Below are 24,109 nucleotides of genomic sequence, written 5' to 3'. Positions count from 1 at the left end.
GCTATCGACTCCGGGCTCAGCGCGAGCCCTCGGCGATGACGTACTGAATGTGGACGAACTCGTCGAACGACATCGGCGAGCGGCGTTCGATCTTCTGCTGGACCTCCTTCGAGTCGAGATCGATCTCGAGGTTGCTCGCCAGCGAGTCGACGTCGAGAATCGCCGTCGTCATGCCCAGCAGCAGGTGCTCGCAGGCGATCTCGACGATCGTGTCGGGCTCGGGTTCGCCCGCCTCGAGCGCCTGGATCTCGGCGGCCTCCTCGAGGGTCAACTCAGGTGAGTCGCCGTCCGCGAGCGCCGCGAGGGTGTCGGCGTCGATCCCCGTCGCCGCGGCGGTTTCCTCAATGCCGCGTGACTCGACGATTTCGGTCAACTCCCCGTCGTACTCCCGGCGCAGCGCCGCCGGGGAGTCCGGCGCGGTCATCCGCTGCTCGTAGAACATACTCGAGGCGAGGGGAGAGGCGCTCAAAGGCGTTACCATCGGCCGGAATCGGAACCGAAGATTTCAGTACCGGTCGTTCCCAAACCCGACTATGAACCCACTCGAGGACGATGATCCACTTTCGCGACGGGTGTTTCTCGCCGGCACCGCCAGCGCTGCCGCAGCAGCGGGAATGAGCGCGACGGCGCTCGCACAGGAGGGCGACGACGAGAACGGGGAGGAAGAAAACGGCGAGGAAGCGGAGAACGGCGACGAGGAGAACGGGGAAGAAGCGGAGAACGGTGACGAGGAGAACGGGGAGGAAGAAAACGGCGACGAGGGTGAAAACGGCGATGGTGGCGGCACCGAACACGTCGAGGTCGGCGACGACTACTTCGAGCCCGAAGAACTGATCGTCGAACCCGGAACGACAGTCGTCTGGGAGTGGGTCGGCGAACGCGACCACAACATCGCGCCGGGCAGCCAGCCCGATGAAGCGGACTGGGACGGCCACACCGATCTGATCTCCGACGGCGAGTACGAGTTTACTTTCGACGTCGAGGGTGAGTACGAGTACGTCTGCGAACCCCACGTCGGTGTCGGGATGGTCGGTTCGGTCATCGTCGACCCGGACGGCGGTGCCGGCGCCGCAGCAGGTCCCGCAGAACTCGTCCCCGACGCCGCCTGGACGCTGGTGATCGCGACCGTCGCCGGCATGGTGTCGACGCTGTCGCTCGTCTACTTCTTCATGCGCTACGGCGGCGAATCGCAGTAACGTCACACCCAGTTGCGGTGTTCGCTATCCTCTCAGAGCAGTTTCGAAACCGCGTCGAGCACCTCGGTATCGAGAAAGATCACGACGTGGTCGCCGCGGTGGATCACCGTCTCTCCGCGGGGGGTGATCAACTCCCCGTCGCGGGTGATCGCGCCGATGACGACCCCGTCGGGTAAGTCGGCCACCACGTCTCGAATCCGGCTGTCCCGGAGCACACTGTCGCCAGCGATCTCGATCTCGAGGACCTCCGCACGGTCGGACTCGAGGATCGCGACGTTCTCCGTCTGCTCCTCGCGGGTGAAGCGGGTGATCTCCTCGGCGGTGACCACGCGCGGGTTGACCGCGACGTCGACGCCGACGGTTTCGAAGAGGTCGACGTACTCGCCGTACTCGACGACGCCGACGGTGCGCTCGACGCCGATGCGTTTTGCGAGCAGCGAGATGAGCAGGTTCTTCTCGTCGCTGTCGAGGGCGGCGATGACGATATCGGACTCGTCGACGTGCTCGCGCACGAGGAAGTCGATGTCGGTCGCGTCGCTCTCCAAAACGAGCGTGTCGGGTAGCCGTTCCGCGATCTCCCGCGCCCGGTCGTGATCGCGTTCGACCAGCCGCGGGGAGAGCCCCTCGGCTTCGAACAGGCGGGCCGCCTGGAATCCGATCTCGCTGCCGCCGACGATCACGATCTCGTTCGCGTCCTCGAGCGTCGGCGCGGGGGTGAGATCGCTCGCGAAGCCACGAACGCTGGCGGACGAGCCGATGACGACGACGTTGTCGTGTGGCTCGATCACGGTCTCTCCAGCCGGGATCACGACGTCTCCGTTGCGGATGATCGCGGCGAACGTCAGTGACTCGAAACGGTCGGCCTCCGACACCGTCTCGCCGGCGATCGGGCTGTCGGGACTAACGTCGAACTCCGCCATGTGGACGAGTCCGTTCGCGAACGTCTCGACGTCGTGTGCGCCGGGAAGCCCGGCGATCCGGACGATCGTCTCGGCCGTGTGCAGGTCGGTACATACCATGAAGTCTACGCCGAACGCCTCCTCGGAGCGCTCCCAGGTCCGCAACAGCGTCGGGCGTTTCACTCGCGCGATCGTGAACGGATCGTCGACGGTTTTCGCGGTGCCACAGGCGACGATGTTCGTCTCGTCGCGGTCCGTGCTCGCGATCACCAACTCCGCCTGCTCGAGGCCGGCCTCCTCGAGCACCTCGAGGTCCGTGCCGTCGCCCTCGAGCGCGAGGACGTCGAGCGAGTAGGTGATCGATTCGACGCGCTCGTGATCGCGGTCGATGACGACCACGTCGTGATCGGTTTCGAGACTCTCGGCGATGCTCGATCCCACCTCTCCCGCACCGATGATTATTACGCGCACGGCGGATTCACCCGCGACATACTGTAAGCGTTCTCGAGCGGGCAGTAAGTGAGTTGCTATCGGACTCACCGCGAGAGTCTTACGAGGGCGTCTGCGAGCCGTCCTACGAGGGCGTCTCGTGAAGCGTGAGATCGACGGGCCGCGAGCGTCCCTCGACGTCTTCGACCAGGCGGGTAACCACCCGCTCGGCTTCCTCGAGCAGCTTCGGCTGGATCTTCCGGATCACCCACCCCATCGAGACGAACCGCGGCAGCGAGATCGCGTCCGTGTCGGCGGAGTGTGGGTCGTAGACGGCGTCGAAGTAGACCCGACTGGCGGTTTCTTCGCCCTCGGGGGCCGACTCCGGCTCCGGCTCGACGCGCCACTCCCCGCGGGCGTCGAGGTCCTTGATCAGCCGCCACTCGAGGGAGGTCGGCGCGGTGATGGCCGTGACCTCCGACCGGGCGGTGTAGGAGAGCTTCCACCAGGCGACCCGGAGGTCGTAGACCGGGCCGCTCGTGCCACCGTCGGTCTGCTCGCTAACGGCGCCGTCGGCTCCGGTAGCCGCGTCTCTGGCCCCGGAATCGACCCGCCGAACCGCCTTCAGGTGCTCGCTGTAGCGGGGGTAGTCGGGAAACGACTCGAGGTACGGGAACACCGCCTCGGGTTCGCGGTAGACGACCGTACTGACGAGGATTCGGTCCACACCCCCGATAGGGGCGGATCCACAGTAAGGATTACCGTTCCGACAGCCCCCGGTGCGGTCGGGGACTGCGAGTCGGCAGCCTTCTATATCCGTCCCCGTCAACGAACGCCCATGCGAGACGTACTCATCGTCGGCGGCGGCGTCTCCGGCCTCGCCGCTGCGATCTTCACCGCCCGCGCGGGCCTCGACACCCTCGTCGTCGACGGGGGCGAATCGATCCTCGCGCGCAACGCCAGCCTCGAGAACTACCCCGGCTTCCCCGACGGGATCGACGCCCGCCTCTACCTGCAACTGGTCCGCGAGCAGGCGACGACCGCGGGTGCGGAGTTCGAACTGGGGCGCGTGACCGCAGTGGAGCCGAGAGACGAGGAGGACCTCGAGGCGGGGTTCGTCGCCCAGACGGAGGGCGGTGATCCGCTCGAGGCCCGCCGCGTGATCGCCGCCTCCTGGGCCGACAGCGAGTATCTCGTTCCCCTCGACGTCGGCCGCGTTCAGCGCGGGAGCAAACACTTCGTCAGCGTCGACGAGGCCGGTCGCACCGCCGTCGACGGCGTCTACGCGGCGGGGCGGCTGGCGGGCGAACCCCACCAGGCCGTCGTCGCGGCCGGCCACGGTGCGAAAGTCGCCCTCGCGGCGATCCACGACTCCGAGACCGCGTACTACAACGACTGGGTCACTCCCGAGGGCTACTTCACCGGCCGCGAGCGGGAGGTGCCACCTGCAACGGAAGAGATCGACGACGACGAGCGCAAAGAGCGGGACCGGCGAGCGCGCGAGACGATGCTCGAGTGGCTCCGAGAGCCACTCGAGGAGGAGCCGACGATGCATCCGAGCGTCGAGCGGTAACGGCTGCCGGCACGGGCTGCCGATCCGTGACACGTCCCGCGTACCGACAGCCGCCCACCCTCTCGACTGATACCCGTACGTATTCGCGAGAAGGCGACGCCGTACTCTGGCGCTATCGGGAGACGGCCTCTTCCCGTGCTCTACGACGACGGAGACGACAGGCGCTTCGCGGCGGGCGGCTACCGGACCATGCCGTCGAACGAGTCGACGCGGGCGGCTGCTGGCCGGTACTCGAGGACTCCGCCGTCGCTCAGCGCGGGCAGATGCTGGTGGTGGAGCGTGATTGCCACCCGGTCGACGTCCGGCGGCCGTTCGCTCTCGGTGTCGCTTTCGCGCTCCGCGACCGCCAGCGCCAGCGTATCGAGGTCGATGGGGGGAGGGCGCTCGTCGAGAACCTCGAGCAGAATTCGACGACGCTTCGAGGCGAGGAGTCGGTGAAACTCCGACTCGGCGAATACAACTGTTTCAGATCGATCGTGCGGAGAGTTACTCGATGAGTGGGACATATGTCTTGGCTCCTCCGATGAGAGGATACGTCACGTACGGGCAACGCGCTGATAGCCGCCGTCCCTAAATCGATTGGTGCGAATCCGCCGCGGCGAGGGTTCACGGTGAGGACGGACGCAGGTTCGGTCCGGCCCCAGCGAGGTGCGGTCCGCGACGAGCCTCCGCTCCCGGAGGGTTAAAGAGCGGTGGGATGCTGGACACCCTATGTCCTCGGGCTCTCTCACGGATGCTCTTCGTGAAACCCTCACCCTGTTCGACGGGTCCGACGTCCCTCTGACGACGACCGAAGCGGCGGATCGACTCGATCTCGGTCGGCGAAGCACCTACGAACGCTTAGAACGCCTCGTCGATCACGGCGAACTCGAGACCAAGAAAGCCGGCGCCAGCGCCCGAATCTGGTGGCGAACACCGCGTGATCGCCACCGGAACGGGAGCCGCGGAGACGGCCCGAGAACCGCCCCCGCAGACGATCCGCCGCTCGAGTTCCCGTCCGGTGGGGAGATGGGGGCTCGCGTTCGCGAGATGGACTGGTCGGAGACGCCTCTCGGTCCGATGGCGGACTGGCCACAGAGCTTGCGAACGGCGGTCGACATGGTCGTCTCCAGCGAGTTTCCGACCGTTCTGGCGTGGGGTTCCGATCTCACCTGCATCTACAACGACGCCTACGACCGGCTCCTGGGCGAGAACACCGGGGCGCTCGGACGGCCCTTTCACGAGGTCTGGCTGTCGGCCGACGGCGGAGGCTCCCCCGTAGAGGAGGTGCTCGCGGGCGAGGCGGTCTGCTTCGATACCGTGTCGGTTACGCTCGCACACCGCGACCGGCCGAAAGAGGCGTACTTCGATATCTCCGCGGTTCCCGTGCGCGACGAGGCCGGATCGGTCGTCGGCGTCCGTACCACTGCGATCGAAACCACCGAACAGGTGCGTGTCGAGGGGGAGTTACGCGAGAGCGAGGAGCGGCTACGCCTCGCGCTGGAAGCCGGCGACATCGGCGCCTGGGAACTCGATCTGCGGACCAACGCGTCGCCCGTCCGATCGCCCCAACACGACCGAATCTTCGGCTACGAGGAGCGGATCGACGACTGGGGTTTCGAGCGGTTCCTCGAGCACGTCCACCCGGACGATCGAGACCGCGTCGAACGGAGTTTCGAGGACGCGTTCGAGACGGGCCGCTGGGCCTTCGAGTGTCGAATCGTTCGCACCGACGACGTCCAGCGGTGGATCGAGGCCCACGGCGAGTTCCACTTCGACGACGCGGGCGACCCAGTCCGCGCGGTCGGAACCGTCCGAGACGTCACGGAGCGAAAAGACCGCGAGCGCGACCTCGAAGAGAGCCGACGGCAGTACCAGACGCTCATCGATAACTTCCCCAACGGAGCGGTCGCTCTCGTCGACGAGGAGTGTCGGTACGTTTCTTTCGGTGGCAGGCTGGAAGGCGATACGGACGTGCTGAGAGCGGAAATCGAGGGCGAACCCGTTCGCGACGTCCTGCCGCCGGAGATCGAAGACGTCGTCGCCCCAGGCTACGAGGCCGCGCTCGACGGCGAACCCTCGGAGTTCGAGGACACGATAGACGACAGGGTCTACCAGTTTCACTTCGTCCCCGTGCGTGACGACGACGGCGACGTCTTCGCCGCCACGGCAATATCACAGGACGTCACCGGGCGGAAAGAGCGCGAAAAACTCCTCTGGGAGACCAAGTCACAACTCGAGGCCGCGACCGAGGCCGGCGCCGTCGGCACCTGGGAGTGGCACATCCCCGAGGACCGGTTCGTCGCGGGCGCCTCGTTCGCCCGAATGTTCGGGGTGGACCCGGAGGCGGCCCGGCTCGGCGTTCCGCTCGATCGGTTCTCCTCCGCTATCCACGGGGACGACCGCGAGCGAGTCGAACGCAGCGTCGAGGAGGCCGTAGCCGCTGGCGGAGAGTTCAGGGAAGAGTACCGCGTCCGGAACGCCGACGACGACATCCGATGGGTGGTGGCCCGCGGCTACGTCAAGTGCGACGACGACGGGAATCCCGTGACGTTCCCCGGGGCGCTCGTCGACATCACGGAGCGGAAACGAGCCGAGAAGGAACTCGAGCGACACCGCAACCAGCTCGAGGCGCTGAACAGCCTCAACGAGGTCGTTCGCGACATCACGGACGCGGTCATCGAGCAGTCCTCGCGCGAAGAGATCGAGGAAACGGTGTGTGAACGTCTCGCCGCGTCCGACTCGTACGCGGTCGCGTGGATCGGCGACGTGGACGCACAGGCCCAGACCGTGAACCTGCGGACTGAAGCGGGGGTCGACGGCTGCCTGGCTGATGGTACGATCCCGGTAGACCCGAACGACGGGCGGAGCCGAAACCCGGAAGGGCAGGCGATCTTGCAGCGCGAGATGCAGGTCACTCGGGATCTCGAGGCCAGTCGCGGTTCCCTGTCCGATCACGTCCGCGAGCACCGTCTCGAGGCGGCCGCGGCGATACCGATCGCTCACGAGGACACGCTCTACGGCGTGTTGACCGTCTACGCGGATCGACCGAGCGCGTTCACCGACGACGAGCGGTCGGTGATCGGTCAACTCGGCGAGATCATCGGTCACGCGATCGCTGCCATCGAGCGCCAGCGCGCCCTGATGAGCGACGAAGTCCTCGAACTCGAGTTCACGATCGGGGACTTCTTCGGAGCGATACACGGTCTCGAGGCCGTCGACGGGACGATCACGCACGACCGGGCGGTCCCGGCCGGCGACGGCGTGTTCCTCGAGTACGGTACCGCGACGAGGGGTGCGATGGCGGCGATCGAAACGCTGGTCAACTCCGAGAACGTCCCTCACTGGGAGTCGGTACACGCCCTCCGATCCGACGGCGACGCGATCCACTTCGAACTGCGGCTGGTCGATCCGCCGATGTTTTCGACCATCGTCGCGTACGGTGGCTCTATCGACGAGGCGCGGATCGAGGACGGCGACTACTACATGCGGCTCCACCTTCCGCCGAGCACGAACGTTCGCCGGATCGTCGATTCGATTACGGAGGCGTATCCGGGGATCGAACTCGTTAGCCAGCGACAGGTAGACCGCGATCGAGAGTCCGCGGCGGGACTGCAAAGCGCCTTCTTCGAGCGACTCACGGACCGCCAGCGGACGGCGCTCGAGGCAGCCTACTACGCTGGCTACTTCGCGTGGCCTCGAGACACCACCGGCGAGGAAGTGGCTGACTCACTCGGCATTTCCGCAGCGACGTACCACCAGCACCTCCGGAGCGCCCAGCGTAAGCTCCTCCGGGCAGCGCTGGACGATCAGGGGCCCGACTGAATTCCGTCGGGTGATCCGACGGACGTCGGCGAAGTCCCCGCGGAGGCGACCCACGACGTCGTGGAACCCTCGAGAACGCTGAGACAGCCGTCGACGGCCTTCAAGACGAAAACGCGCCCGCCGAAATCGCCTCCATCGCCACCCAGCAGTTAGAAATCGGGTGATAGCCCGGTTCGACCTCGACGCCCCGGTTCGGCCCGTCCCGGGAGCCGTCTCGAGCCACCTTCTCGTACCAGTTGCCGTAACGCGGGTTGATCAGGTGTGCCGTCGCGTACTCCCAGAGGCGGTCGTACCACTCGCCGTACGCCGGGTCTCGAGCCGCGAGCAGCGCGCTCGCGCCGATCGCCTCCGCGTGGACCCAGCCGTACTTGTCGGCGACGACCGGCTCGCCGCTCGCCTCGACGGTATAGCAGAGCCCGCCGTGGTCGTCGTCCCAGCCGAGGTCGACCGCGGCGTCGAACAGGTCGCGGGCCCGGCTCTCGAGCCACTCTTCGGAGCGGTGTGCCGCCAGCAACAGCAACAGCTTCGCCCACTCGGCGTGGTGGCCCGGCTGGTAGCCCCACGGGCGAAATCGGTGGTCGGGCTCCTCGCGGTTGTACTCGAGGGCGGGCTCCCACTCCTCCGTGAAGTGCTCCCAGAGGAGGCCGTCCGTGGCCGCCGCGCCCTCCCGGACGACGGCGTCGGCGACGGCGAGGGCACGCTCGAGGTAGCGCTCTCGTCCCGTCGCCTCGTAGGCCGCGATGTACGCCTCGCAGGCGTGCATGTTCGCGTTCTGGCCGCGGTAGGGGTCGAGGGTTTCCCAGTCGGCCGTCGCCTGATCGGCGAAGCGGTCGTACCCGGGCTCCCAGAAGCGGTCTTCGAGCACACCAACGGCTCGCTCGAGCGTCTCGAGGCCGCCCGGAATCTCCGCCTGGTATGCGCGGGCGCCAGCGAGGACGACGAACGCGTGGCCGTAGGCGAACCGGGTCGCGTCGACCGTCTCGCGGCCCTCGAGCAGCCAGTCGTACCCCTCTTCCTCGGGGTCCCAGTGGGCGGCCTCGAGGAAGCTCAGCCCGTGTTCGGCGGCAGCGCGACACCAGCCGGGGCCGTCGGCGAGCACGCCGAGGGCGAAGTTGTGGACGCCGCGGGCGGTCGCGACGAGGTGTCTCGAGCGCGGGTCGTAGACGTATCCCTCCTGCTCGTCAATTTGGGCGGCGTATCCCCCAATCGAGGTGTCGATACAATCGGGATAGTAGAAGTTCAGGACGTCCCGGAGCTGGTGGCGCAGGCCCCGTTCGGTGCGGTAGATGCTCATGGGTTGCATCCACCCCCGCCAGCGACAAAGCCGTTCAGGGTCGATTCGACTCGTCCGCTCGCCTCGCCAACGTTAAAGCCGCCGCGCGGGCAATATCCGACGAATGCTCGAGGGAGTCAACGTCGCGCTCGGGGTGACGGGGTCGATCGCGGCCGTCAAGACGGTCGAACTCGCCCACGAACTGCGACGACACGGTGCGTCGGTCAGGGGCGTAATGACGGGCAGTGCCCAGGGGATCATCCACCCGTGGGCGCTCGAGTTCGCCACCGACAACTCGGTGGTTACCGAGATCACGGGTGCGGTCGAACACGTCGAACTCTGTGGCTACGAGGGCTGGGCTGACGTGTTGCTGATCGCGCCCGCGACAGCGAACACGGTGGGAAAGATCGCCGGCGCGGTCGACGATACGCCGGTGTCGACGTGTGCGACGACCGCCCTGGGGGCGGGGATGCCGGTCGTGATCGCCCCCGCGATGCACGAGCCGATGTACGACCACCCCGGCGTGCTCGAGGCCATCGATCGGGTTGACTCCTGGGGGGTCGAATTCGTCGATCCCAGACTCGAGGAAGGGAAAGCGAAGATCGCAACCGAGGAGGCCATCGTCACCGCGGTCGCGCGGGCGGCGGGAGAACAGCCACTCGAGGGCGAACACGTCGTCGTCACGAGCGGGGCGACCACCGAAGCGATCGATCCCGTTCGCGTGCTGACTAACCGCTCGTCGGGGAAGATGGGCCGGGCGGTCGCCCGCGCCTGTTACGTCCGCGGCGCCGATGTCACCCTGGTCCACGACGGCCCCGACGTTCCGTACGCCGATGTCCGAGTCGTCGAGTCCGGCGCGGAGATGCTCGAGGCGACTGCCGACGCCTGTACGGAGGCCGACGCGCTCGTCTCCGCGGCAGCGATCAGCGACTACACGATCGAGGCGAGCCCGGAGAAGATCCGCTCGGGCGAGGAGTTGACCCTCGAGTTCGACCCCGCGCCGAAGCTCATCGACGAGATCCGCGATCGCCACCCCGAGTTGCCGATCGTCGGTTTCAAAGCCGAGACCTCCGGCGAGGATGATGCGATGGTCGAGGCGGCCAGGGAAACGTTAGAGCGGGTCGATCTCGCCTTCGTCGTGGCCAACGACGCGAGCGTGATGGGGGACGAACGAACCAGGGCGCTGCTGATCCACGCGAACAACGTCGCGGCCTACGACGGGACCAAGACGGGACTCGCGGCGGAGATTGCCGACTCGATCGCCGTCGTCCTCGAGTGAGGCGGTTCGACCGCGCCGGTGCATGGTCGTCAAGGGAATTATATAGGTGGCGACCCTCCGCAGAGATAACCAGTCGTGTATCGGGACCGTCCCGTACGTTGAGATGATGACGAAGATGAGTACGAACGCCCAGGCACAGTCGAAACCGCTCTCGAAGGGCGAAATCTTCGAGGTCCTTCGCAACCAGCGACGCCGGTACGTCCTCCAGTTTCTGAAACAGGACGGGCGGCCGATCGAACTCGGCGACCTCGCCCAGCAGGTCGCCGCCTGGGAGTACGACACCATGCCCGAGAAGGTCACCCCCGCACAGCGAAAGCGCGTCTACACGACGCTCCAGCAGACTCACCTTCCGAAAATGGACGAGGCCGGCATTCTCCTCTTCGACTCCGATCACGGCATCATCGAATCGACAGACAGAACCAACGACATCAGCGTCTACCTCGAGATCGTTCCGGGTCGCGAGTTCGCCTGGCGCGAACTGTACCTCTCGCTGGGCGCGACCAGCTGTGCCCTCGTCGCGGCACTCTGGATCGGCATCTACCCACTGACGCTGCTGTCGGAGCTAGTCTGGGCGTCGCTCATCGCCGTCACGATCACGACGACCGCCGCCGCTCACATCTACCACGAACGGAACATGCGCCTGGGCCACGGCGAACAGCCGCCGGAACTCAGCTACCGCGAGGACTGAGGAGGACGGCACCGACAGCCAGCGCCCGCGTCGATACCAGATAGCGTGGCAGAACACCCCGTGCTGCCGGGCGTATCGTCAGCTTTTACTCTCCGACCGCACGACCCACGACATGGATCAGTTGAAGCAGTCCCTGCTCGAGGCACCCATTATCGAGAAAAACGGCTACCACTACTTCGTCCACCCGATCAGCGACGGCGTCCCCAAACTCGACCCCGGACTGCTCCGCGAGATCGTCATCCGCATCATCCGCAAGGCCGAACTCGAGGAGGTCGACCGGATCGTCACCCCCGCGGCGATGGGCATTCACATCTCGACGGCCGTCTCGCTGATGACAGACATCCCGCTCACCGTCATCCGAAAGCGCGAGTACGGCCTCCCCGACGAGGTCGCTATCTCCCAGCAGACGGGCTACTCGGAGAACGAGATGTACATCAACGACGTCCGTGAGGGCGAGAAGGTGCTCGTCTTAGACGACGTGCTCTCGACCGGCGGCACCCTGGCTGCGGTGCTCGAAGCGCTCGACGAGATCGGTGCGGAGGTCATCGACACCGTCGCCGTCATCAAGAAGGAGGGCGGCGAGAACAAGGTCGCCGACGCGGGCTACCACGCGAAAACGCTAATCAACGTCGACGTCGTCGACGGCGAGGTCGTCATCGTCGACGACCAGGGCGACGACTGACCGGCTACGTTCGAACGCCCTCGAATACACTGATTTCCCCGTTGGCACCGAGCAGCGCTGCTACGGACGAACGTAGGCGTACCCCTCGCTCTGGAGCCTCGTTACTTCGACCGCCCCCTCCGGGACTGTTTCGATACCTTCGACGAGGTCGCTCTCCTCGAGATCGTGCTTCGCGAGCGTGTTGCTGCACGCTCTGAACGAGACGCCGTCGTCGATCAGCGACCGCACCTGCTCTTCGGTCTCCTCGCCGGCGACGATCGACTGAATGCCACTCGCTTGCACGACTACCGCGACGGCATCGATGCTTCCGGTTTCGTCCTCGAGCAGGTTCTCTGCGATCGCGAGCGACGTGTTCTGTTCGGTTTCGTCCCCCGAGAGGAGGTGGATAACAGTTTGCATACGAATCGTCACTCGCCTCGCCGAGGTGAACGTCTGCTGCTTGCGGTTCCTGCCGGCGTCGCAAAGCGGCTGTTGGTCCCGTTCTCGGCGCGGCTCGAGTGATGAACTCTCGAATGTATTGTTCGTCGGTGACTGCGGGAGGTAGATTTGAACCACGCCGACTTCGGTCGCTTCGCTCCCTCGTCGTCTGGTTCAAACCACCACTAAACTATTTTCGAGGCTCACGGATCCCTCGCTTCGCTCGGAACTAGTGTTCGCCTCGAAAAGTAGCGGGAGGTAGATTTGAACTACCGATCTGCGGGTTATGAGCCCGCCGGAATCTCCTGGCTATCCCATCCCGCTGGCTCTTTCTAACCCGGTTCGGTAGTTAAGGGTTGTGATTCGGATACCGTATGCGGGTTTCTACCGCCCACTGCGGTGAACTTTCCAGGTGTAGAGCGACTCACAGGTGTAGTTGACGAAGAAGCCAACACCCATCCCGACCACGTTCGCCGCCAGATACCAGATCCCGAACCCGTAGACGAGTATCGCGAGCACGCTGAGGGTCACCAGAAACCCTGCAAACCGGACCACGTTCGACCGCAGGAACCGGCGTCCGAGCGCCCTGTGACCCGGCTTCCCGTGTGTCTCGAACGTCCACCGTTCGTTGATCACGAAGATGACGACGATGGCGAGCTCCCAGGCGATCACCTTCGCGGCGACCGGCCCGAGAACCGTCAGCTCCACCAGCAAGAACAGCGTGAGATTGTCGACGGTTGCACCGACGAAACCGACCGACGCGAACTGGCCGAACCGCTCGCTCGAGAGCAGCGTTCGGAATCGGGATCGAACGACCGCGGTAAACGAATCAGTCATATCGTACCCGACACCGGCGAGAACCGGCGTCCCGTAGAGGCCTCCAGTTCGTCGTCGTCGTCACCGTCGGGCTCATCGTGGCTGTATGCACCCCAGCCGGGCGGTAAAACGTTCCGGAGCCGTGGGCCCGGTGTGGTCGGTTCGATGGTGCGACTCGAGAGGGGACAGAAACCGCGTCTCCCGGGGACTGAGCCGAAACCGACGTGGGACAATAGCCAGCGCCGTTGACGGCCGTTGCGGACTCGAGTGACGGTCCCGGATTCAGATCGCCATATCGCCCTTCGATTTGATCACGGTCACGTCCGCGGCGTCGAGGCGTTCGACCTCGAGAAAGTGCGGCGTGAAGTTGCGGTGGGCGAAATCCTCGCGTTCGTCCTCGGTACCGACGGTACACCAGAGCTGAACGCGGTCGGGACCGTGCCACTCGCCGTTGCGGCTGATGGCGAAACAGACCAGTTCCTCGCCGTCGTGTTCGATGATCGCGTCCTTTCGGATACCGGGATCCCCGTGGATGATAAGCCGCTTCATGGTTGGCGATTCGAACGACGGGAAATTAAGCGCTTCGAAGGTCTGCAGGTGAGAACCGCAGCGCCGGTTTCGCGAGCGGGACCGATCGGCCGATATTAGTCATTGGAAAGAGCTTAACCCGTCGCTTTCGCCGAGTTGGGGTGCGTTATCAGTGTAATAAGAAAATCACCCCTCATGGTCCTCCCGGTCAGAATGACGAGATCAGCACTCGATCGACTAACCACGGGGACGGACGGTCTCGACGAGATACTGCACGGCGGATTGATTGCCGGCCGGAGCTATCTGGTTCGCGGTGATCCCGGAACAGGGAAGACGATGCTGGGGTTAAACTTCCTGTGTGCCGGTCTCGAGAACGACGAAACGTCGCTGTTCGTCAATTTAGAGGAAGCCGAGTGTGACGTTCGTCAGAACGCGGCCGCGGTCGGGATGGATCTCGAGGACGTCCACTTCCTCGATCTGAGTCCGGATTCGGAGGTGTTCCTCGAGGACCAGTCCTACGACATCTTCGAGCCCAGCGAAGTCGAGCAGGCCTCGTTGACGGAGTCGATCACGGATCGGATCGAGGACGTCGACCCCGACCGCGTGTTCATCGATCCGATGACGCGGCTGCGGTACATCACGTCCGACGAGTACCAGTTCCGCCAGCAGGTGATCGCGTTCACGCGATACATCAAAGATCAGGGCGCGACGGTGCTGTTTACCTCCCAGCACACGCCGAGTTCGTCCGACGACGATCTCCAGTTTCTCACCGACGGCACGATCGACCTCCGGAACGAGCCAACCGGGCGCCAGCTCACCGTCCCCAAGTTCCGGGGTTCGGACACCATAAGCGGTGTCCACGCGATGCAGATCAACGACGACGGGATTCACGTCTATCCCGAGATCAACCCTGAGAAGCATCATCGGGACGTCGACCAGGAGACGCTGTCGCTGGGTGTGCCGGAACTCGACGAACTCCTCCACGGCGGCCTCGAGCGCGGGACGATCACCGTCATCACCGGCCCCACCGGCGTCGGCAAGACGACGACCGGAACCCAGTTTATGAAGGAAGCGGCCGGCCGGGGAGAGCGCTCGAGCATCTACATGTTCGAAGAGACCGAGCGAACCTTCATGGAGCGAAACACGGCGATCAACCTCCCGGTCAAACAGATTCTCGAGCAGGGGAACCTGTACACCGAGGAGGTCGAATCGCTCGACATGTCGGCCCAGGAGTTCGCCCAGACCGTCAAGGGCGACGTCGAACAGAACGACACCTCAGTCGTCATGATCGACGGCATCAACGGTTACCGGCTCTCGCTTCGCGGCGACGAGGACGAACACATCCGCAAGCTGCACACGCTCTGTCGGTACCTGCGGAACATGGGGGTTACCGTCATCCTCGTCGAGGAAGTCGGCTCCGTGACGGGCGAGTTCGAGGTGACCCAGGCGGACATCAGCTATCTCGCCGACAACATTATTTTCTTGCGTCATCTCGAGGTGCACGGGGAGATGCAGAAGGCGATCGGTGTCCTGAAAAAGCGGACGAGCGACTACGAACGGACGCTACGACAGTTCTCGATCTCTCGACACGGCCTGAAAGTCGGTGAACCGCTCACGAACCTGCGGCACATCCTTACCGGACAGCCAAACGCAGTCGAACAGGAGACGAATTCAGATGACAGACACTAACGACTCCGACGGCAGAACCCTCGCGATCATCCTCGCCGTCAGCAAGCGAGAGCGCAACGTCGAACTGCTCGCGGAATTGCTGGAGCAGTTCGGATATCGCGTGCCCGTCGCCACGGACATGGCGGAGTTCGACGAACTCCTCGAGAACAGGGAGGACGTCGCCCTCGTCGTCCTGGACATCGACGGCTTCTCGAAGGAGGTGCTCGACCGGTGCCGGGAGCTCAAAGATCGCGGCGTTCCCGCGCTGGTGTTGACCTCGAACCACACGCCAGCGGTCCGAGAGAAGGCGATGAGCAAGGGCGCGCGGGCGATCCTCGAGAAACCCGTCGAGAAGGCCGAGATCAGGGCGACGATAGAGGGTGTGCTGTAGCGCGCACGCGGGCGAACCGCCCTCCGGGCGTCTCACGATGGGCTGTCGTGACCGGCCAGACCGAGTGACGGTCCTTCGGGCAGCCCGACAGCGCAGCAGTTTGCCCACGGGGCTCCGGCGACGAACCAAACGGGTTTTAAACAGCCATACCTTAGCCCACCTCAAGAGATACCCATGCAGATGCCACGCCGATTCAACACGTACTGCCCACACTGTAACGAACACCACGAGCACGAAGTCGAGAAGGTCCGCTCGGGGCGCTCCTCGGGGATGAAGTGGGACGCTCGCCGCACCCGTCGGAACAAGAAAGTGATCGGGAACGCCGGTCGCTTCTCGAAGGTTCCCGGTGGCGACAAACCCACGAAGAAGACCGACCTCAAGTACCGCTGTGGCGAATGCGGCAAGGCCCACCTCCGTGCGGGATGGCGCGCCGGCCGACTCGAGTTCCAGGAGTAAAACAATGGCAGGAAACTTCTACAACGTCCGCTGCGGTGACTGCGAGAACGAACAGATCGTCTTCGGCAAGGCCTCGACCGAGGTCGCCTGCGCCGTCTGCGGGACGACGCTGGCCCGACCGACCGGCGGGAAAGCCGAAATCGACCACGAGATCACGGAGACAGTCGAAGCACGATGAAGTACAGCGGCTGGCCCGACAACGGCGAACTCGTCGTCGGCAAGATCGACGAGATCGAGGATTTCGGCGTCTTCGTCGACCTCGAGGAGTACCAGGACAAACGCGGCCTCATCCACATTTCGGAGGTCGCCAGCGGATGGATCAAGAACGTCCGCGACCACGTCCGCGAGGGCCAGATCGTCGTCTGTAAGGTGCTCGACGTCGACGAATCCTCCCAGCAGATCGATCTCTCGCTGAAGGACGTCAACGACCACCAGCGCTCCGATAAGATCCAGGACTGGAAGAACGAGCAGAAGGCAGACAACTGGATGGAACTCGCCTTCGGCGAGGGGATCGACGACGAGGAGTACATCTCGATCGCGAACGAACTCCTCGGCGCCCACGGCAGCCTCTACGACGGCTTCAAGCAGGCTGCCATCCACGGCGAGGAGGCCCTCGAGGGGACCGACCTCACCGACGAGGAGCTCGCGTCGATCGTCGAAACCGCTCGCGAGAACGTCTCGGTGCCGTACGTCAACGTTACGGGGTACGTCGACCTGGAGAACGCCTCCCCGAGCGGCGTCGACGGCATCCGCGAGGCGCTCGAGGCCGCGGAAGGAAACGGCGACATCCCCGACGAGGTCGAACTCGACGTCACCTACGTCGGTGCACCCGAGTACCGGATCAAGGTTCGCGCGCCGAACTACAAGACCGCCGAGTCCCAGCTCGAGGCGAGCGCCGACCGCGCGGTCGGCGCGATCGAGGCCCGGGGGGGCTCCGGCGCGTACCACCGCGAGCGCCACACTGACGACGAGTAACGGGCACCGATCGACTAACGAATGAAATCGGATATTCGGGTCTGTTCGGCGTGGCACGAAGCCCACGACCGTCCCGTGTACACCCTTTCTGAGAGCTGTCCCGACTGCGGAGCCGACGCCGAGAACAGCGCCCCGGCGCCGCTGAACCCCGACGACCCCTACGGCGAGTACCGACGCGCTCTTAAGCGTCGCAATCGCTGATACGGTATGGACGAACTCGACATCGAGGCGGTCGGGGAGGCCGACCTCGAGGATCCCGTTTTCGTCGAGGGCCTGCCGGGCGTCGGCCACGTCGGAAAGCTCGCAGCCGATCACGTACTCGAGGAACTCGGCGAGGAGAGTACGCTCGTGCGACGTATCTACTCCCAGGAGTTCCCCCCGCAGGTGACCATCGACGAGGGCGTCACCGACCTCACCTGCGCGGAGATTCACGCGGTCTCGATCCCCGACGGCCGCGACCTCCTGGTGTTGACCGGCGACCACCAGGCACAGACCAACGAGGGTCACTACGTGCTCACCGACGCCTTCCTCGACATCGCCGAGGAGTTCGGGGCGAGCGAGGTGTACGCCCTCGGGGGCGTCCCGACCGGCGAACTCATCGACGAGTACGCCGTCCTCGGGGCGGTCACCCACGAGTCGCTGATCGAACCGCTCGAGGACGCGGGCGTCGAGTTCCGCGAGGACGAACCCGCCGGCGGCATCGTCGGCGTCTCCGGGCTGCTGCTCGGCCTGGGCAAACGCCGCGGCTTCGAGGGGAGCTGTCTGATGGGCGAAACCAGCGGCTACCTGGTCGATCCCAAGAGCGCGCGGGGCGTCCTCGAAGTCTTAGAGGAGCGACTCGGGTTCGCCCTCGAGTACGACTCCCTCGACGAGCGAGCCGAGGAGATGGAGGACGTCATCGGCAAGATCCAGGAGATGGAACAGCAGGCGACGGAGATGCCGACTGACGACGACCTTCGGTACATCGGCTGAGCGTCCCCGGTCGTCGTCACATCACCGGCCGGCGAACGATTCTTTATCGCCGACACCCTATCTCGAGCCGTGCCAGAGAGCGTCGTCGATGCGATTCCGCCGGCCGTCCTCGCGGGGCTGGTCCTCGGTGCGGTCTTTACCGTGTTCGCTACGGCGCTGTTTCTCGTGGGCGAGCGACTGTTTCCAAGCCGAACTGCGGCGACGACCCGGAGCTACTCGAGCGAGGACCGCCGGCGAACCGAGATCCGCGACTACCTGGACGAGATCGGCGAGCGCTACGCCGAGGACCACCCCCTCGCCGGGACGACGGTCGCCTTTTACCTCCCCGAGCGCGACGTCGCGGTCACGTTCGACGCCCACGACTTCTTCCGAATTGGGAACACCACCGACACCTACGTCGTCCTCTGTGAACACGAGATGCCGGGCCCGCACCTCGGTGACCGACTCCCCTTCGAGGTGCCCGAGATCCAGCGGGGGCCGACCGACTTTCAGGAGACGATCCGGCGGGCCTACGAGGCTCTCGAGCTGCCGACGACGGCGACGCGCGAGGAGATTAAATCGGCCTACCGTCGACGGATCAAGGAGGTCCACCCGGACCACGGCGGCGACGAGGAGTCCTTCCGGCGGGTCCAGGAGGCGTACGTGACGGCGAAAGAACACGCCGACTGAGCCGGGCTCGGGGACGAGAGCGGGCGTCTCACCGCTCACGGACGAGCGGACTGCTGGGGGAGTCGACGTCTAATAGCACGCTCGTGAACGAGTGAAAAATCAGCCGTCCCGTGGAGTAGGAGACGACGCGCTCGAGCCCTCGAGAACTTCGTACGCCACGTCACCGTCGCGAAGCACGTCGGTCACTCGCCCGACGGCGTCGGTCGTCGCGACCACGGTCACGGAGAGCCCGCGTTCGGCGGCGTCGGCGGCGACGTCCCCGGCGGCGAAGGTGGTCGTCGGTTCGACGTCGGCCGCCCGACAGGCGACGACCGCCTCGACGCCGATCGCACAGACGATGTCGGCGTCCTTGCAAACGTTCACGATGGTGTCGGCGTCGAGGGACCGGCTCCCGCCCGCGCGGACGCTCGGCACCTGCTGGACGGTGACGGTTCCCGGTTCGAGGTCGATCACGCCCTCGAAGCTCGTGACGCCAACGTCAGTTCCCTCGGCGGCGTCGGTCGTCGCCACGCCGGTCGCCGGCCCCGCGTCGCCGGGGCTGGCGTGGAGCAGGCCGTCCCGAAGGGAGAGGGAGACGACGTCGCCCTCCTCGAGATCCGCAGTGGCGATGGCGGCGTCCTCACCCATCGCTCCGAGAACGTCCTCGGTGACGTGATCGGCGTAGCGACGGACGTCGCTGGTCGCCTGGAACAGCCAGTCGACGCCCTCCTTGGTCACCCGGTAGCGCGAGCGCCCCTCCTTCTCGACGAGGTCGTCGTCGACCAGCGAGCGGATGTACTCGCTGACGGCCTGGCTCGTGACGCCGACCTCCTCGGCGATCTCGCCCTGGCTGACCGCGGGCTGGCGCTCGGCGATCTCGACGAGAATGCGAAACCGCGTCGCGGCGCGTTTGTTGTCGAGGACGTCGACCATGTCCACCGTGTTCGTGACCCAGGGCAAAAACGCCGCGGTCTCGAGCGCCGAAAACTGATGCTGGACCGGGCGATTCACGCCGGGCCACTAAAACGGGACACTGGTGAGGCGTCAGGTTGATATCTCGAGAGTTCGTCGGATTCCCTGAATGCCGTCCCCGCCCTCGTCTCCCACCGTCGCCGCCGACCTCGAGCCGGTCGCGGCGCTCGTCGCACCGGCGCTGACGAGTTCGCTCTCGCCGGTGGACGCCCTCGCGTGGGTCGCCATCGGGACGTTCGCGCTCGCCTTCCTCTTCCAGTGGCGGAACCTTCCCGACACCGCGCGCTACGTCGCCGCGGCCGCCTGGGTGCTGTTCGGTGCGTTCTGGATCGCGATGGTCCCGTACTACTACGGCGAGGCCCAGAGCCCGCTCCAGACGATGCTCGCGCTCGCGGCGCTGCCGCTGTGTCTGTATACGGGCTACCTGCTCGTCCAGGGTCGGGAGTCGCTGCTCCTCCTCTCGAAGGCCGTCGCGATCATGGGGCTGATCTACCTTCCCGCGGAGACGATCCCGTTCGTCCGCCAGTGGCTGATCGAGACGACCGCCGCCCAGACCCACTGGGGGATGGAGCAACTCGGCTACAGCCCCGGCCTGAGCGAGGGTCCCGACTACGGCTACATGAGCCGCTTCGACTTCGACCCCGACGAAACCGTCACCGGGCGGACCTCCTACATCATCATGGCCTGTACCGGCATCGGGAGCATGGCGATCTTCGGCGGGCTCACCGCCGCGGTCAAGGCCCCGATCCGACGGAAGGCCGCCGCGTTCGGACTGGCCGTCGGCGTCATCTGGATCCTCAACTTCTTCCGGAACGTCTTCATCGGGCTGGCCTCGCCGTGGGGCTGGTTCCAGTACGAGCCGCTGATCTACGTGACGACCGAGTGGATGGGCGAACCCGCCAGCAGGACCTCGTTCCTCGTCGCCCACAACTTCATCGCACAGTTCCTCTCGATCTTCGCGCTGATCGGCATCACCTACCTCGTGATCAAGATCGTTCCGGAAGTGCTCGCGATCCTCGAGGACGTGCTCTTCGTCCTCACCGGCAACGAGTACGACCTCGAAACCGCCGTGGGGGCGGAGGTTCGGGCCGATGGCGGGACACCGGGGTCTGAGGACGGCGTGCCTCGCGACGAGGCATGACGGCCCTGTCCGTCCCGTTCGATCTGCTCGAGCGCGCGGTCTACTTCCCCGACCCGGCAACCCTCGTTCTGGCCGACGTCCACCTCGGGCGGGCCGACGCCTCGCGCGTCGAGGCGCCGATCGACGACGGCGGCGACGTGCGCGAGCGTCTCGCGGGGCTACTCGAGCGCACCGGTCCCGAGACGGTCGTCGTTGCGGGCGACCTGCTCCACTCCTTTTCACGCGTTCCGCGAGGTGTCAGAGAGGACCTGCGCGCCTTCGAAGAAACCGTCGCGGACGCGGATGCGCGGCTGGTGGTCACCCCCGGAAACCACGACACGATGCTCGAATCGGCCTTCGACGGCGACCGGCACAACGAGTACCGGCTCGCGGACGGCGAGACGGTGGTCTGTCACGGCCACGAGCCGCCCAGATCCGATGCGAGGCGGTACGTCGTGGGCCACGACCACCCTGCGCTGTCGATCGACGGGCGAAAGCGACCCTGTTTTCTATACGGCCCGGACGCCTACCGCGGTGCGGACGTTCTGGTACTGCCGGCGTTCACCCGACTTGCACGGGGAACGACGGTCAACCGGATGCGTGACGCCGATTTCCAGTCGCCGCTCGTGAGCGGGGTCGACGACTGGTATCCGGCGGTCTACGACGCCGGCGCGGACGACCCGCTCTGGTTCCCGCCGCTCGGCGACTGCCGTCGGCTGCTGTAGTCAGGACAGATCCTCGACGACCGCTTGAGCCGCCGCTTGCCCGCTCTCGAGAGCGCCCTGGATCGACGACCACTCGGTGTAGTCGCCCGCGAGGTAGACGGCGCCCTCGGGTGCGCGAGTGTCGGGCAACCGGTCGCGAAACCCCGGCGGCTGAGCGAACTGCGCGAACGGGATCCGGGCGGTGTACAGCGGCTCGAACTCGTCGAATCGGCGCTCGGGAAACCACGACTCGAGGACGCTGCGCGTGCGTTCGGCGAGCTCCTCGTCGGTGCTGTCCGCCCGCTCGCCGAGGAACGTCGCACTGACGACCGCGGTGTCGTCGGGTGCGTACTCGGATGCCACCGCGGTGACCGGCGCGACGTGGTTCGGGCCGTCGTCGTCCGCGGCGTTCAACACCAGCCGGGGGCCGGTCTCGAGGTCCGCCCCGCCCGCGAGCCGGTAGTACTGGGTGACGCACGCGCGGGCGTCCGTCGGGATCCCGTCGACGCCGGCCAGCGAGGCCGCGGTCGGCGGGTCAGTCGCGACGACGACCGCGTCGACGTCCCGTTCGGCGCCCTCCGCGGTGGTGACCGTCGCCCCGTGGCCGCGACGCGAGACCGACGTCACCTCCGTGCCGGTTTCGAGTACCGCCCCCGCTTCCCGCGCCTTCGCCGCGAGTTGGGCGGGAATCGCACCCATGCCGGCGGCGGGAACGGCGATGTCGCCCGCCCCGAGGGTCCGAAACGTGTACTCGAAGACGTGACTCGAGGTCGAAAGCGATCGATCGAGCGTGATCCCGCCGTAGAACGGGGCGGCGAAGTTATCGATGAACCTCTCGGAAAACCCCCGGTCGCGGAGGGCGTCGTCGATGGGCTGGTCAGGCCCGGAAAACAGGTCGTTCGGGTCGGCTCGAGCGAGCTCGCGCTGCAGTCGGAGCACGCGGAGTTTGTCGCCGACGGTGAGATCGGGGTTGAACAGCGTCGCCGGCAGTGTCGACGGCTCGCGGCGCGGATCCCCCAGCGTCGATCGGTGGCCGGGACGCGCGAGACAGGCGCCGGGTGCGAATCGGCGCAGCTCCAGGGCCTCCAGATCGAGTTCGTCCCGAACGGCGGGATAGGCGGTGAACAGCACCTGAAACCCGCGGTCGAACCGGTAGCCGTCGCGCTCGACGGTCCGAACCCGCCCGCCGACGGTTTCGGCACGTTCGTAGCAGGTTACGTCAGCACCCGCCGCGGCGAGGTGGCGGGAAGCGACGAGGCCGGCGAGTCCGGCGCCGGCGACGGCGATTTCGGGATCGCGTCTCATAGGTACCCTTCGAGGCGCGGGTAAAAGGGCGGTCGCCTCGAGGCAACGCGGCGCGGATCGTGGCGATGGACAGCGATTAGTCGTCGTGGACGAAACGGACGGTATGGAGACGACGGACGCCTTTACCGGCCTCGAGTGCATCGACTGTGGCGCGACGTTTACCGCGGCGGAGGGAAGCCACCGCTGTGCGGACTGTGACGGGATCCTCGATCCGTGCTACGATTACGACGCGATCGACCTCGACCGTGAGACGCTCGCCTCGCGGCCGTTCGACTCGATGTGGCGCTACGAGGAGCTGTTGCCGTTCACCCGTGAGTCGGCGGTGACGATGGACGAGGGAGCGACTCCCCTCGTCGAGTGTCCCAAACTCGCCGAGGAACTCGGCGTCGAGCGCGTCGTGTTCAAAGACGAGGGGCGGAACCCGACGGGGACGTTCAAGGATCGGGGCCAGACCGTCGCGATGACGGCGGCCGCCCAGCACGGCGCGAGCGACGTCGCGCTGGCCTCCGCCGGCAACGCTGGCCAGGCCGCCGCGGCATACGCAGGACGGGCGGACATCGACTCGCACGTCTTCCTCCCCGCCCGCGCGGGCTTTACGAACAAGGCGATGGTGAACGTCCACGGGGGCGACATGACCGTCGTCGGCGGCCGGATCGGCGACGCCGGCGCGGCCTACACCGAGGCGATGGCCGAACACGACGACTGGTACTCCGTGAAGACGTTCGTCACCCCCTACCGCCACGAGGGCAAGAAGACAATGTTCTACGAGATCGCCGAACAGCTCGAGTGGGAAACGCCCGACGCCATCGTCTACCCCACCGGCGGCGGCGTCGGCCTCGTCGGAATGCACAAGGCAGCCAAAGAGCTTCGCGAACTCGGGCTGATCGACGAGCTTCCCGCACTCTACGCCGCCCAGGCGACTGGCTGTCAGCCGATCGTGGAGGCCTTCGAGTCGGGTTCCGCAGTTCACGAGGTCGTGGAGCACCCGGATACCATCTGCGGCGGCATCGAAATCCCCGACCCCGGCGCGAGTCCATGGATCCTGGAGGCCCTGCGCGAGAGCGGCGGCGGCGCCGTCGCGACCGACGACGAGGAGATCCTCGAGGCCGCAATTGCGGTCGCGAAGGGCGAGGGCCTCGAGATGGCGCCCACCTGCGCGGCGGCCGCCAGCGGCGCGTGGGAACTCGGCGAGCGCGGCGAGTTCGAGGGCGACGAGACGGTCGTCATCCTCAACACGGGCACCGGAAACAAGGACGCCGACGTGTTGCGCAGCCACCTGATGGGCAAGGGGATCTGAGCCGGAACTCGTCGGCG

The 24,109-nt window shown here is 66.0% G+C and carries 27 protein-coding genes and 1 tRNA gene; 17 read left to right on the top strand and 11 right to left on the bottom strand.

Annotated features, from left to right (window positions below):
* Nucleotides 1-16: 16 nt before the first annotated feature.
* Nucleotides 17-442 (bottom strand): DUF5791 family protein, encoded by a 426-nt coding sequence (locus AC6I6S_RS12605; RefSeq protein WP_497950556.1) that lies wholly within the window; start codon nucleotides 440-442, stop codon nucleotides 17-19.
* Nucleotides 443-533: 91 nt separating this feature from the next.
* On the opposite strand from AC6I6S_RS12605, the gene AC6I6S_RS12600 reads away from it, so the two are divergent.
* On the top strand, nucleotides 534-1,196 hold the full coding sequence (locus AC6I6S_RS12600; RefSeq protein ID WP_497950555.1) for a plastocyanin/azurin family copper-binding protein: 663 nt from the start codon (nucleotides 534-536) through the stop codon (nucleotides 1,194-1,196).
* A 32-nt stretch (nucleotides 1,197-1,228) separates the two neighbouring features.
* On the opposite strand, the gene trkA is transcribed toward AC6I6S_RS12600, so the two are convergent.
* Both trkA and AC6I6S_RS12590 read right to left on the bottom strand, forming a co-directional pair.
* Complete coding sequence (gene trkA / locus AC6I6S_RS12595) at nucleotides 1,229-2,566, bottom strand: Trk system potassium transporter TrkA (protein ID WP_497950554.1); 1,338 nt, start codon at nucleotides 2,564-2,566, stop codon at nucleotides 1,229-1,231.
* A 103-nt stretch (nucleotides 2,567-2,669) separates the two neighbouring features.
* Nucleotides 2,670-3,251 carry an SRPBCC family protein gene (locus AC6I6S_RS12590; RefSeq protein ID WP_497950552.1) on the bottom strand — a complete coding sequence of 194 codons (582 nt, stop codon included), beginning with the start codon at nucleotides 3,249-3,251 and terminating at the stop codon, nucleotides 2,670-2,672.
* Here AC6I6S_RS12590 and AC6I6S_RS12585 point away from each other — a divergent pair.
* Nucleotides 3,153-4,097: an NAD(P)/FAD-dependent oxidoreductase gene (locus AC6I6S_RS12585; RefSeq protein ID WP_497950551.1), complete on the top strand. Its 945-nt coding sequence runs from the start codon at nucleotides 3,153-3,155 to the stop codon at nucleotides 4,095-4,097. The two genes, AC6I6S_RS12590 and AC6I6S_RS12585, sit on opposite strands and share 99 nt — an antisense overlap.
* A 179-nt stretch (nucleotides 4,098-4,276) precedes the next feature.
* Here the strand turns inward: AC6I6S_RS12585 and AC6I6S_RS12580 are convergent, their stop codons facing one another.
* The gene (locus tag AC6I6S_RS12580) at nucleotides 4,277-4,603 is read right to left on the bottom strand and encodes a DUF7344 domain-containing protein (protein ID WP_497950550.1); all 327 of its coding nucleotides are present in this window, start codon (nucleotides 4,601-4,603) and stop codon (nucleotides 4,277-4,279) included.
* Nucleotides 4,604-4,808: 205 nt separating this feature from the next.
* Between AC6I6S_RS12580 and AC6I6S_RS12575 the strand changes: the two genes are divergently transcribed.
* On the top strand, nucleotides 4,809-7,901 hold the full coding sequence (locus AC6I6S_RS12575; protein ID WP_497950548.1) for a bacterio-opsin activator domain-containing protein: 3,093 nt from the start codon (nucleotides 4,809-4,811) through the stop codon (nucleotides 7,899-7,901).
* A gap of 100 nt (nucleotides 7,902-8,001) precedes the next feature.
* On the opposite strand, the gene AC6I6S_RS12570 is transcribed toward AC6I6S_RS12575, so the two are convergent.
* On the bottom strand, nucleotides 8,002-9,195 hold the full coding sequence (locus AC6I6S_RS12570; protein ID WP_497950547.1) for an AGE family epimerase/isomerase: 1,194 nt from the start codon (nucleotides 9,193-9,195) through the stop codon (nucleotides 8,002-8,004).
* A 103-nt stretch (nucleotides 9,196-9,298) separates the two neighbouring features.
* On the opposite strand from AC6I6S_RS12570, the gene coaBC reads away from it, so the two are divergent.
* The 3 genes from coaBC (at nucleotide 9,299) to hpt (ending at nucleotide 11,823) form a co-directional block, all read left to right on the top strand.
* The gene (gene coaBC, locus AC6I6S_RS12565) at nucleotides 9,299-10,453 is read left to right on the top strand and encodes a bifunctional phosphopantothenoylcysteine decarboxylase/phosphopantothenate--cysteine ligase CoaBC (protein ID WP_497950546.1); all 1,155 of its coding nucleotides are present in this window, start codon (nucleotides 9,299-9,301) and stop codon (nucleotides 10,451-10,453) included.
* A 115-nt stretch (nucleotides 10,454-10,568) separates the two neighbouring features.
* Complete coding sequence (locus AC6I6S_RS12560) at nucleotides 10,569-11,141, top strand: DUF7344 domain-containing protein (RefSeq protein WP_497950544.1); 573 nt, start codon at nucleotides 10,569-10,571, stop codon at nucleotides 11,139-11,141.
* Between the two features lie 112 nt (nucleotides 11,142-11,253).
* Complete coding sequence (gene hpt / locus AC6I6S_RS12555) at nucleotides 11,254-11,823, top strand: hypoxanthine/guanine phosphoribosyltransferase (protein WP_497950543.1); 570 nt, start codon at nucleotides 11,254-11,256, stop codon at nucleotides 11,821-11,823.
* Nucleotides 11,824-11,883: 60 nt separating this feature from the next.
* Here the strand turns inward: hpt and AC6I6S_RS12550 are convergent, their stop codons facing one another.
* The 4 genes from AC6I6S_RS12550 to AC6I6S_RS12535 form a co-directional block, all read right to left on the bottom strand.
* Nucleotides 11,884-12,222, bottom strand: coding sequence for a DsrE family protein (locus AC6I6S_RS12550; protein ID WP_497950542.1), 339 nt, complete (start codon nucleotides 12,220-12,222; stop codon nucleotides 11,884-11,886).
* Between the two features lie 267 nt (nucleotides 12,223-12,489).
* Nucleotides 12,490-12,564, bottom strand: a tRNA-Met gene (locus AC6I6S_RS12545).
* A gap of 60 nt (nucleotides 12,565-12,624) precedes the next feature.
* On the bottom strand, nucleotides 12,625-13,077 hold the full coding sequence (locus AC6I6S_RS12540) for a GtrA family protein (RefSeq protein WP_497950541.1): 453 nt from the start codon (nucleotides 13,075-13,077) through the stop codon (nucleotides 12,625-12,627).
* 261 nt (nucleotides 13,078-13,338) lie between these two features.
* The gene (locus AC6I6S_RS12535; protein WP_497950539.1) at nucleotides 13,339-13,605 is read right to left on the bottom strand and encodes an HAH_0734 family protein; all 267 of its coding nucleotides are present in this window, start codon (nucleotides 13,603-13,605) and stop codon (nucleotides 13,339-13,341) included.
* Nucleotides 13,606-13,797: 192 nt separating this feature from the next.
* On the opposite strand from AC6I6S_RS12535, the gene AC6I6S_RS12530 reads away from it, so the two are divergent.
* The 8 genes from AC6I6S_RS12530 to AC6I6S_RS12495 all read left to right on the top strand — a co-directional run bounded on the left by AC6I6S_RS12530 (nucleotide 13,798) and on the right by AC6I6S_RS12495 (nucleotide 18,715).
* Nucleotides 13,798-15,273, top strand: coding sequence for an ATPase domain-containing protein (locus tag AC6I6S_RS12530; protein ID WP_497950538.1), 1,476 nt, complete (start codon nucleotides 13,798-13,800; stop codon nucleotides 15,271-15,273).
* Complete coding sequence (locus AC6I6S_RS12525) at nucleotides 15,260-15,643, top strand: response regulator (RefSeq protein ID WP_497950537.1); 384 nt, start codon at nucleotides 15,260-15,262, stop codon at nucleotides 15,641-15,643. Before AC6I6S_RS12530 ends, AC6I6S_RS12525 begins: the two co-directional genes overlap by 14 nt.
* A 174-nt stretch (nucleotides 15,644-15,817) precedes the next feature.
* Nucleotides 15,818-16,099, top strand: a complete 282-nt coding sequence (locus tag AC6I6S_RS12520) for a 50S ribosomal protein L44e (protein WP_497950536.1) — start codon at nucleotides 15,818-15,820, stop codon at nucleotides 16,097-16,099.
* Between the two features lie 4 nt (nucleotides 16,100-16,103).
* Nucleotides 16,104-16,277: a 30S ribosomal protein S27e gene (locus AC6I6S_RS12515; protein ID WP_497950534.1), complete on the top strand. Its 174-nt coding sequence runs from the start codon at nucleotides 16,104-16,106 to the stop codon at nucleotides 16,275-16,277.
* Nucleotides 16,274-17,074: a translation initiation factor IF-2 subunit alpha gene (locus AC6I6S_RS12510; protein WP_497950533.1), complete on the top strand. Its 801-nt coding sequence runs from the start codon at nucleotides 16,274-16,276 to the stop codon at nucleotides 17,072-17,074. The genes AC6I6S_RS12515 and AC6I6S_RS12510 overlap by 4 nt, the downstream gene beginning before the upstream one ends.
* 21 nt (nucleotides 17,075-17,095) lie before the next feature.
* The gene (locus AC6I6S_RS12505) at nucleotides 17,096-17,275 is read left to right on the top strand and encodes an RNA-protein complex protein Nop10 (RefSeq protein WP_497950532.1); all 180 of its coding nucleotides are present in this window, start codon (nucleotides 17,096-17,098) and stop codon (nucleotides 17,273-17,275) included.
* A 6-nt stretch (nucleotides 17,276-17,281) separates the two neighbouring features.
* Entirely contained in the window at nucleotides 17,282-18,046 is a 765-nt protein-coding gene (locus AC6I6S_RS12500) for a proteasome assembly chaperone family protein (protein WP_497950530.1), read from the top strand.
* 69 nt (nucleotides 18,047-18,115) lie between these two features.
* Complete coding sequence (locus AC6I6S_RS12495) at nucleotides 18,116-18,715, top strand: J domain-containing protein (RefSeq protein WP_497950529.1); 600 nt, start codon at nucleotides 18,116-18,118, stop codon at nucleotides 18,713-18,715.
* Between the two features lie 99 nt (nucleotides 18,716-18,814).
* Here the strand turns inward: AC6I6S_RS12495 and AC6I6S_RS12490 are convergent, their stop codons facing one another.
* A complete protein-coding gene (locus AC6I6S_RS12490) occupies nucleotides 18,815-19,627 on the bottom strand; it encodes a DUF7839 domain-containing protein (protein ID WP_497950528.1) in 813 nt (270 codons plus the stop codon).
* A gap of 148 nt (nucleotides 19,628-19,775) precedes the next feature.
* On the opposite strand from AC6I6S_RS12490, the gene artA reads away from it, so the two are divergent.
* Nucleotides 19,776-20,807 (top strand): archaeosortase A, encoded by a 1,032-nt coding sequence (gene artA, locus AC6I6S_RS12485; RefSeq protein ID WP_497950526.1) that lies wholly within the window; start codon nucleotides 19,776-19,778, stop codon nucleotides 20,805-20,807.
* Nucleotides 20,804-21,511: a metallophosphoesterase gene (locus AC6I6S_RS12480; protein WP_497950525.1), complete on the top strand. Its 708-nt coding sequence runs from the start codon at nucleotides 20,804-20,806 to the stop codon at nucleotides 21,509-21,511. The genes artA and AC6I6S_RS12480 overlap by 4 nt, the downstream gene beginning before the upstream one ends.
* Here AC6I6S_RS12480 and AC6I6S_RS12475 read toward each other — a convergent pair whose 3' ends face one another.
* Nucleotides 21,512-22,795, bottom strand: a complete 1,284-nt coding sequence (locus AC6I6S_RS12475) for an NAD(P)/FAD-dependent oxidoreductase (protein WP_497950523.1) — start codon at nucleotides 22,793-22,795, stop codon at nucleotides 21,512-21,514.
* A 103-nt stretch (nucleotides 22,796-22,898) separates the two neighbouring features.
* Here AC6I6S_RS12475 and AC6I6S_RS12470 point away from each other — a divergent pair, with 103 nt between their 5' ends.
* On the top strand, nucleotides 22,899-24,092 hold the full coding sequence (locus AC6I6S_RS12470) for a threonine synthase (protein WP_497950522.1): 1,194 nt from the start codon (nucleotides 22,899-22,901) through the stop codon (nucleotides 24,090-24,092).
* The last annotated feature ends 17 nt before the right edge of the window (nucleotides 24,093-24,109 follow it).

The organism is Natrononativus sp. DTA114 (assembly GCF_059736515.1).
The sequence above is the reverse complement of the archived record's forward strand: the minus strand, read 5'-3'. Positions and strand labels throughout refer to the sequence as shown.

Excerpts from the sequence above, each read along its gene's own strand:
- AC6I6S_RS12510 (WP_497950533.1), top strand. The coding sequence starts at position 16,274 with ATGAAGTACAGCGGCTGGCCCGACAACGGCGAACTCGTCGTCGGCAAG.
- AC6I6S_RS12525 (WP_497950537.1), top strand. The coding sequence starts at position 15,260 with ATGACAGACACTAACGACTCCGACGGCAGAACCCTCGCGATCATCCTC.
- AC6I6S_RS12600 (WP_497950555.1), top strand. The coding sequence starts at position 534 with ATGAACCCACTCGAGGACGATGATCCACTTTCGCGACGGGTGTTTCTC.
- AC6I6S_RS12475 (WP_497950523.1), bottom strand. The coding sequence starts at position 22,795 with ATGAGACGCGATCCCGAAATCGCCGTCGCCGGCGCCGGACTCGCCGGC.
- AC6I6S_RS12540 (WP_497950541.1), bottom strand. The coding sequence starts at position 13,077 with ATGACTGATTCGTTTACCGCGGTCGTTCGATCCCGATTCCGAACGCTG.
- AC6I6S_RS12570 (WP_497950547.1), bottom strand. The coding sequence starts at position 9,195 with ATGAGCATCTACCGCACCGAACGGGGCCTGCGCCACCAGCTCCGGGAC.
- AC6I6S_RS12575 (WP_497950548.1), top strand. The coding sequence starts at position 4,809 with ATGTCCTCGGGCTCTCTCACGGATGCTCTTCGTGAAACCCTCACCCTG.
- AC6I6S_RS12520 (WP_497950536.1), top strand. The coding sequence starts at position 15,818 with ATGCAGATGCCACGCCGATTCAACACGTACTGCCCACACTGTAACGAA.
- AC6I6S_RS12580 (WP_497950550.1), bottom strand. The coding sequence starts at position 4,603 with ATGTCCCACTCATCGAGTAACTCTCCGCACGATCGATCTGAAACAGTT.
- AC6I6S_RS12480 (WP_497950525.1), top strand. The coding sequence starts at position 20,804 with ATGACGGCCCTGTCCGTCCCGTTCGATCTGCTCGAGCGCGCGGTCTAC.
- AC6I6S_RS12470 (WP_497950522.1), top strand. The coding sequence starts at position 22,899 with ATGGAGACGACGGACGCCTTTACCGGCCTCGAGTGCATCGACTGTGGC.
- AC6I6S_RS12605 (WP_497950556.1), bottom strand. The coding sequence starts at position 442 with ATGTTCTACGAGCAGCGGATGACCGCGCCGGACTCCCCGGCGGCGCTG.
- artA (WP_497950526.1), top strand. The coding sequence starts at position 19,776 with ATGCCGTCCCCGCCCTCGTCTCCCACCGTCGCCGCCGACCTCGAGCCG.
- hpt (WP_497950543.1), top strand. The coding sequence starts at position 11,254 with ATGGATCAGTTGAAGCAGTCCCTGCTCGAGGCACCCATTATCGAGAAA.
- AC6I6S_RS12560 (WP_497950544.1), top strand. The coding sequence starts at position 10,569 with ATGAGTACGAACGCCCAGGCACAGTCGAAACCGCTCTCGAAGGGCGAA.
- AC6I6S_RS12515 (WP_497950534.1), top strand. The coding sequence starts at position 16,104 with ATGGCAGGAAACTTCTACAACGTCCGCTGCGGTGACTGCGAGAACGAA.
- AC6I6S_RS12490 (WP_497950528.1), bottom strand. The coding sequence starts at position 19,627 with ATGGTCGACGTCCTCGACAACAAACGCGCCGCGACGCGGTTTCGCATT.
- AC6I6S_RS12550 (WP_497950542.1), bottom strand. The coding sequence starts at position 12,222 with ATGCAAACTGTTATCCACCTCCTCTCGGGGGACGAAACCGAACAGAAC.
- AC6I6S_RS12505 (WP_497950532.1), top strand. The coding sequence starts at position 17,096 with ATGAAATCGGATATTCGGGTCTGTTCGGCGTGGCACGAAGCCCACGAC.
- coaBC (WP_497950546.1), top strand. The coding sequence starts at position 9,299 with ATGCTCGAGGGAGTCAACGTCGCGCTCGGGGTGACGGGGTCGATCGCG.
- AC6I6S_RS12530 (WP_497950538.1), top strand. The coding sequence starts at position 13,798 with ATGACGAGATCAGCACTCGATCGACTAACCACGGGGACGGACGGTCTC.
- AC6I6S_RS12500 (WP_497950530.1), top strand. The coding sequence starts at position 17,282 with ATGGACGAACTCGACATCGAGGCGGTCGGGGAGGCCGACCTCGAGGAT.
- AC6I6S_RS12535 (WP_497950539.1), bottom strand. The coding sequence starts at position 13,605 with ATGAAGCGGCTTATCATCCACGGGGATCCCGGTATCCGAAAGGACGCG.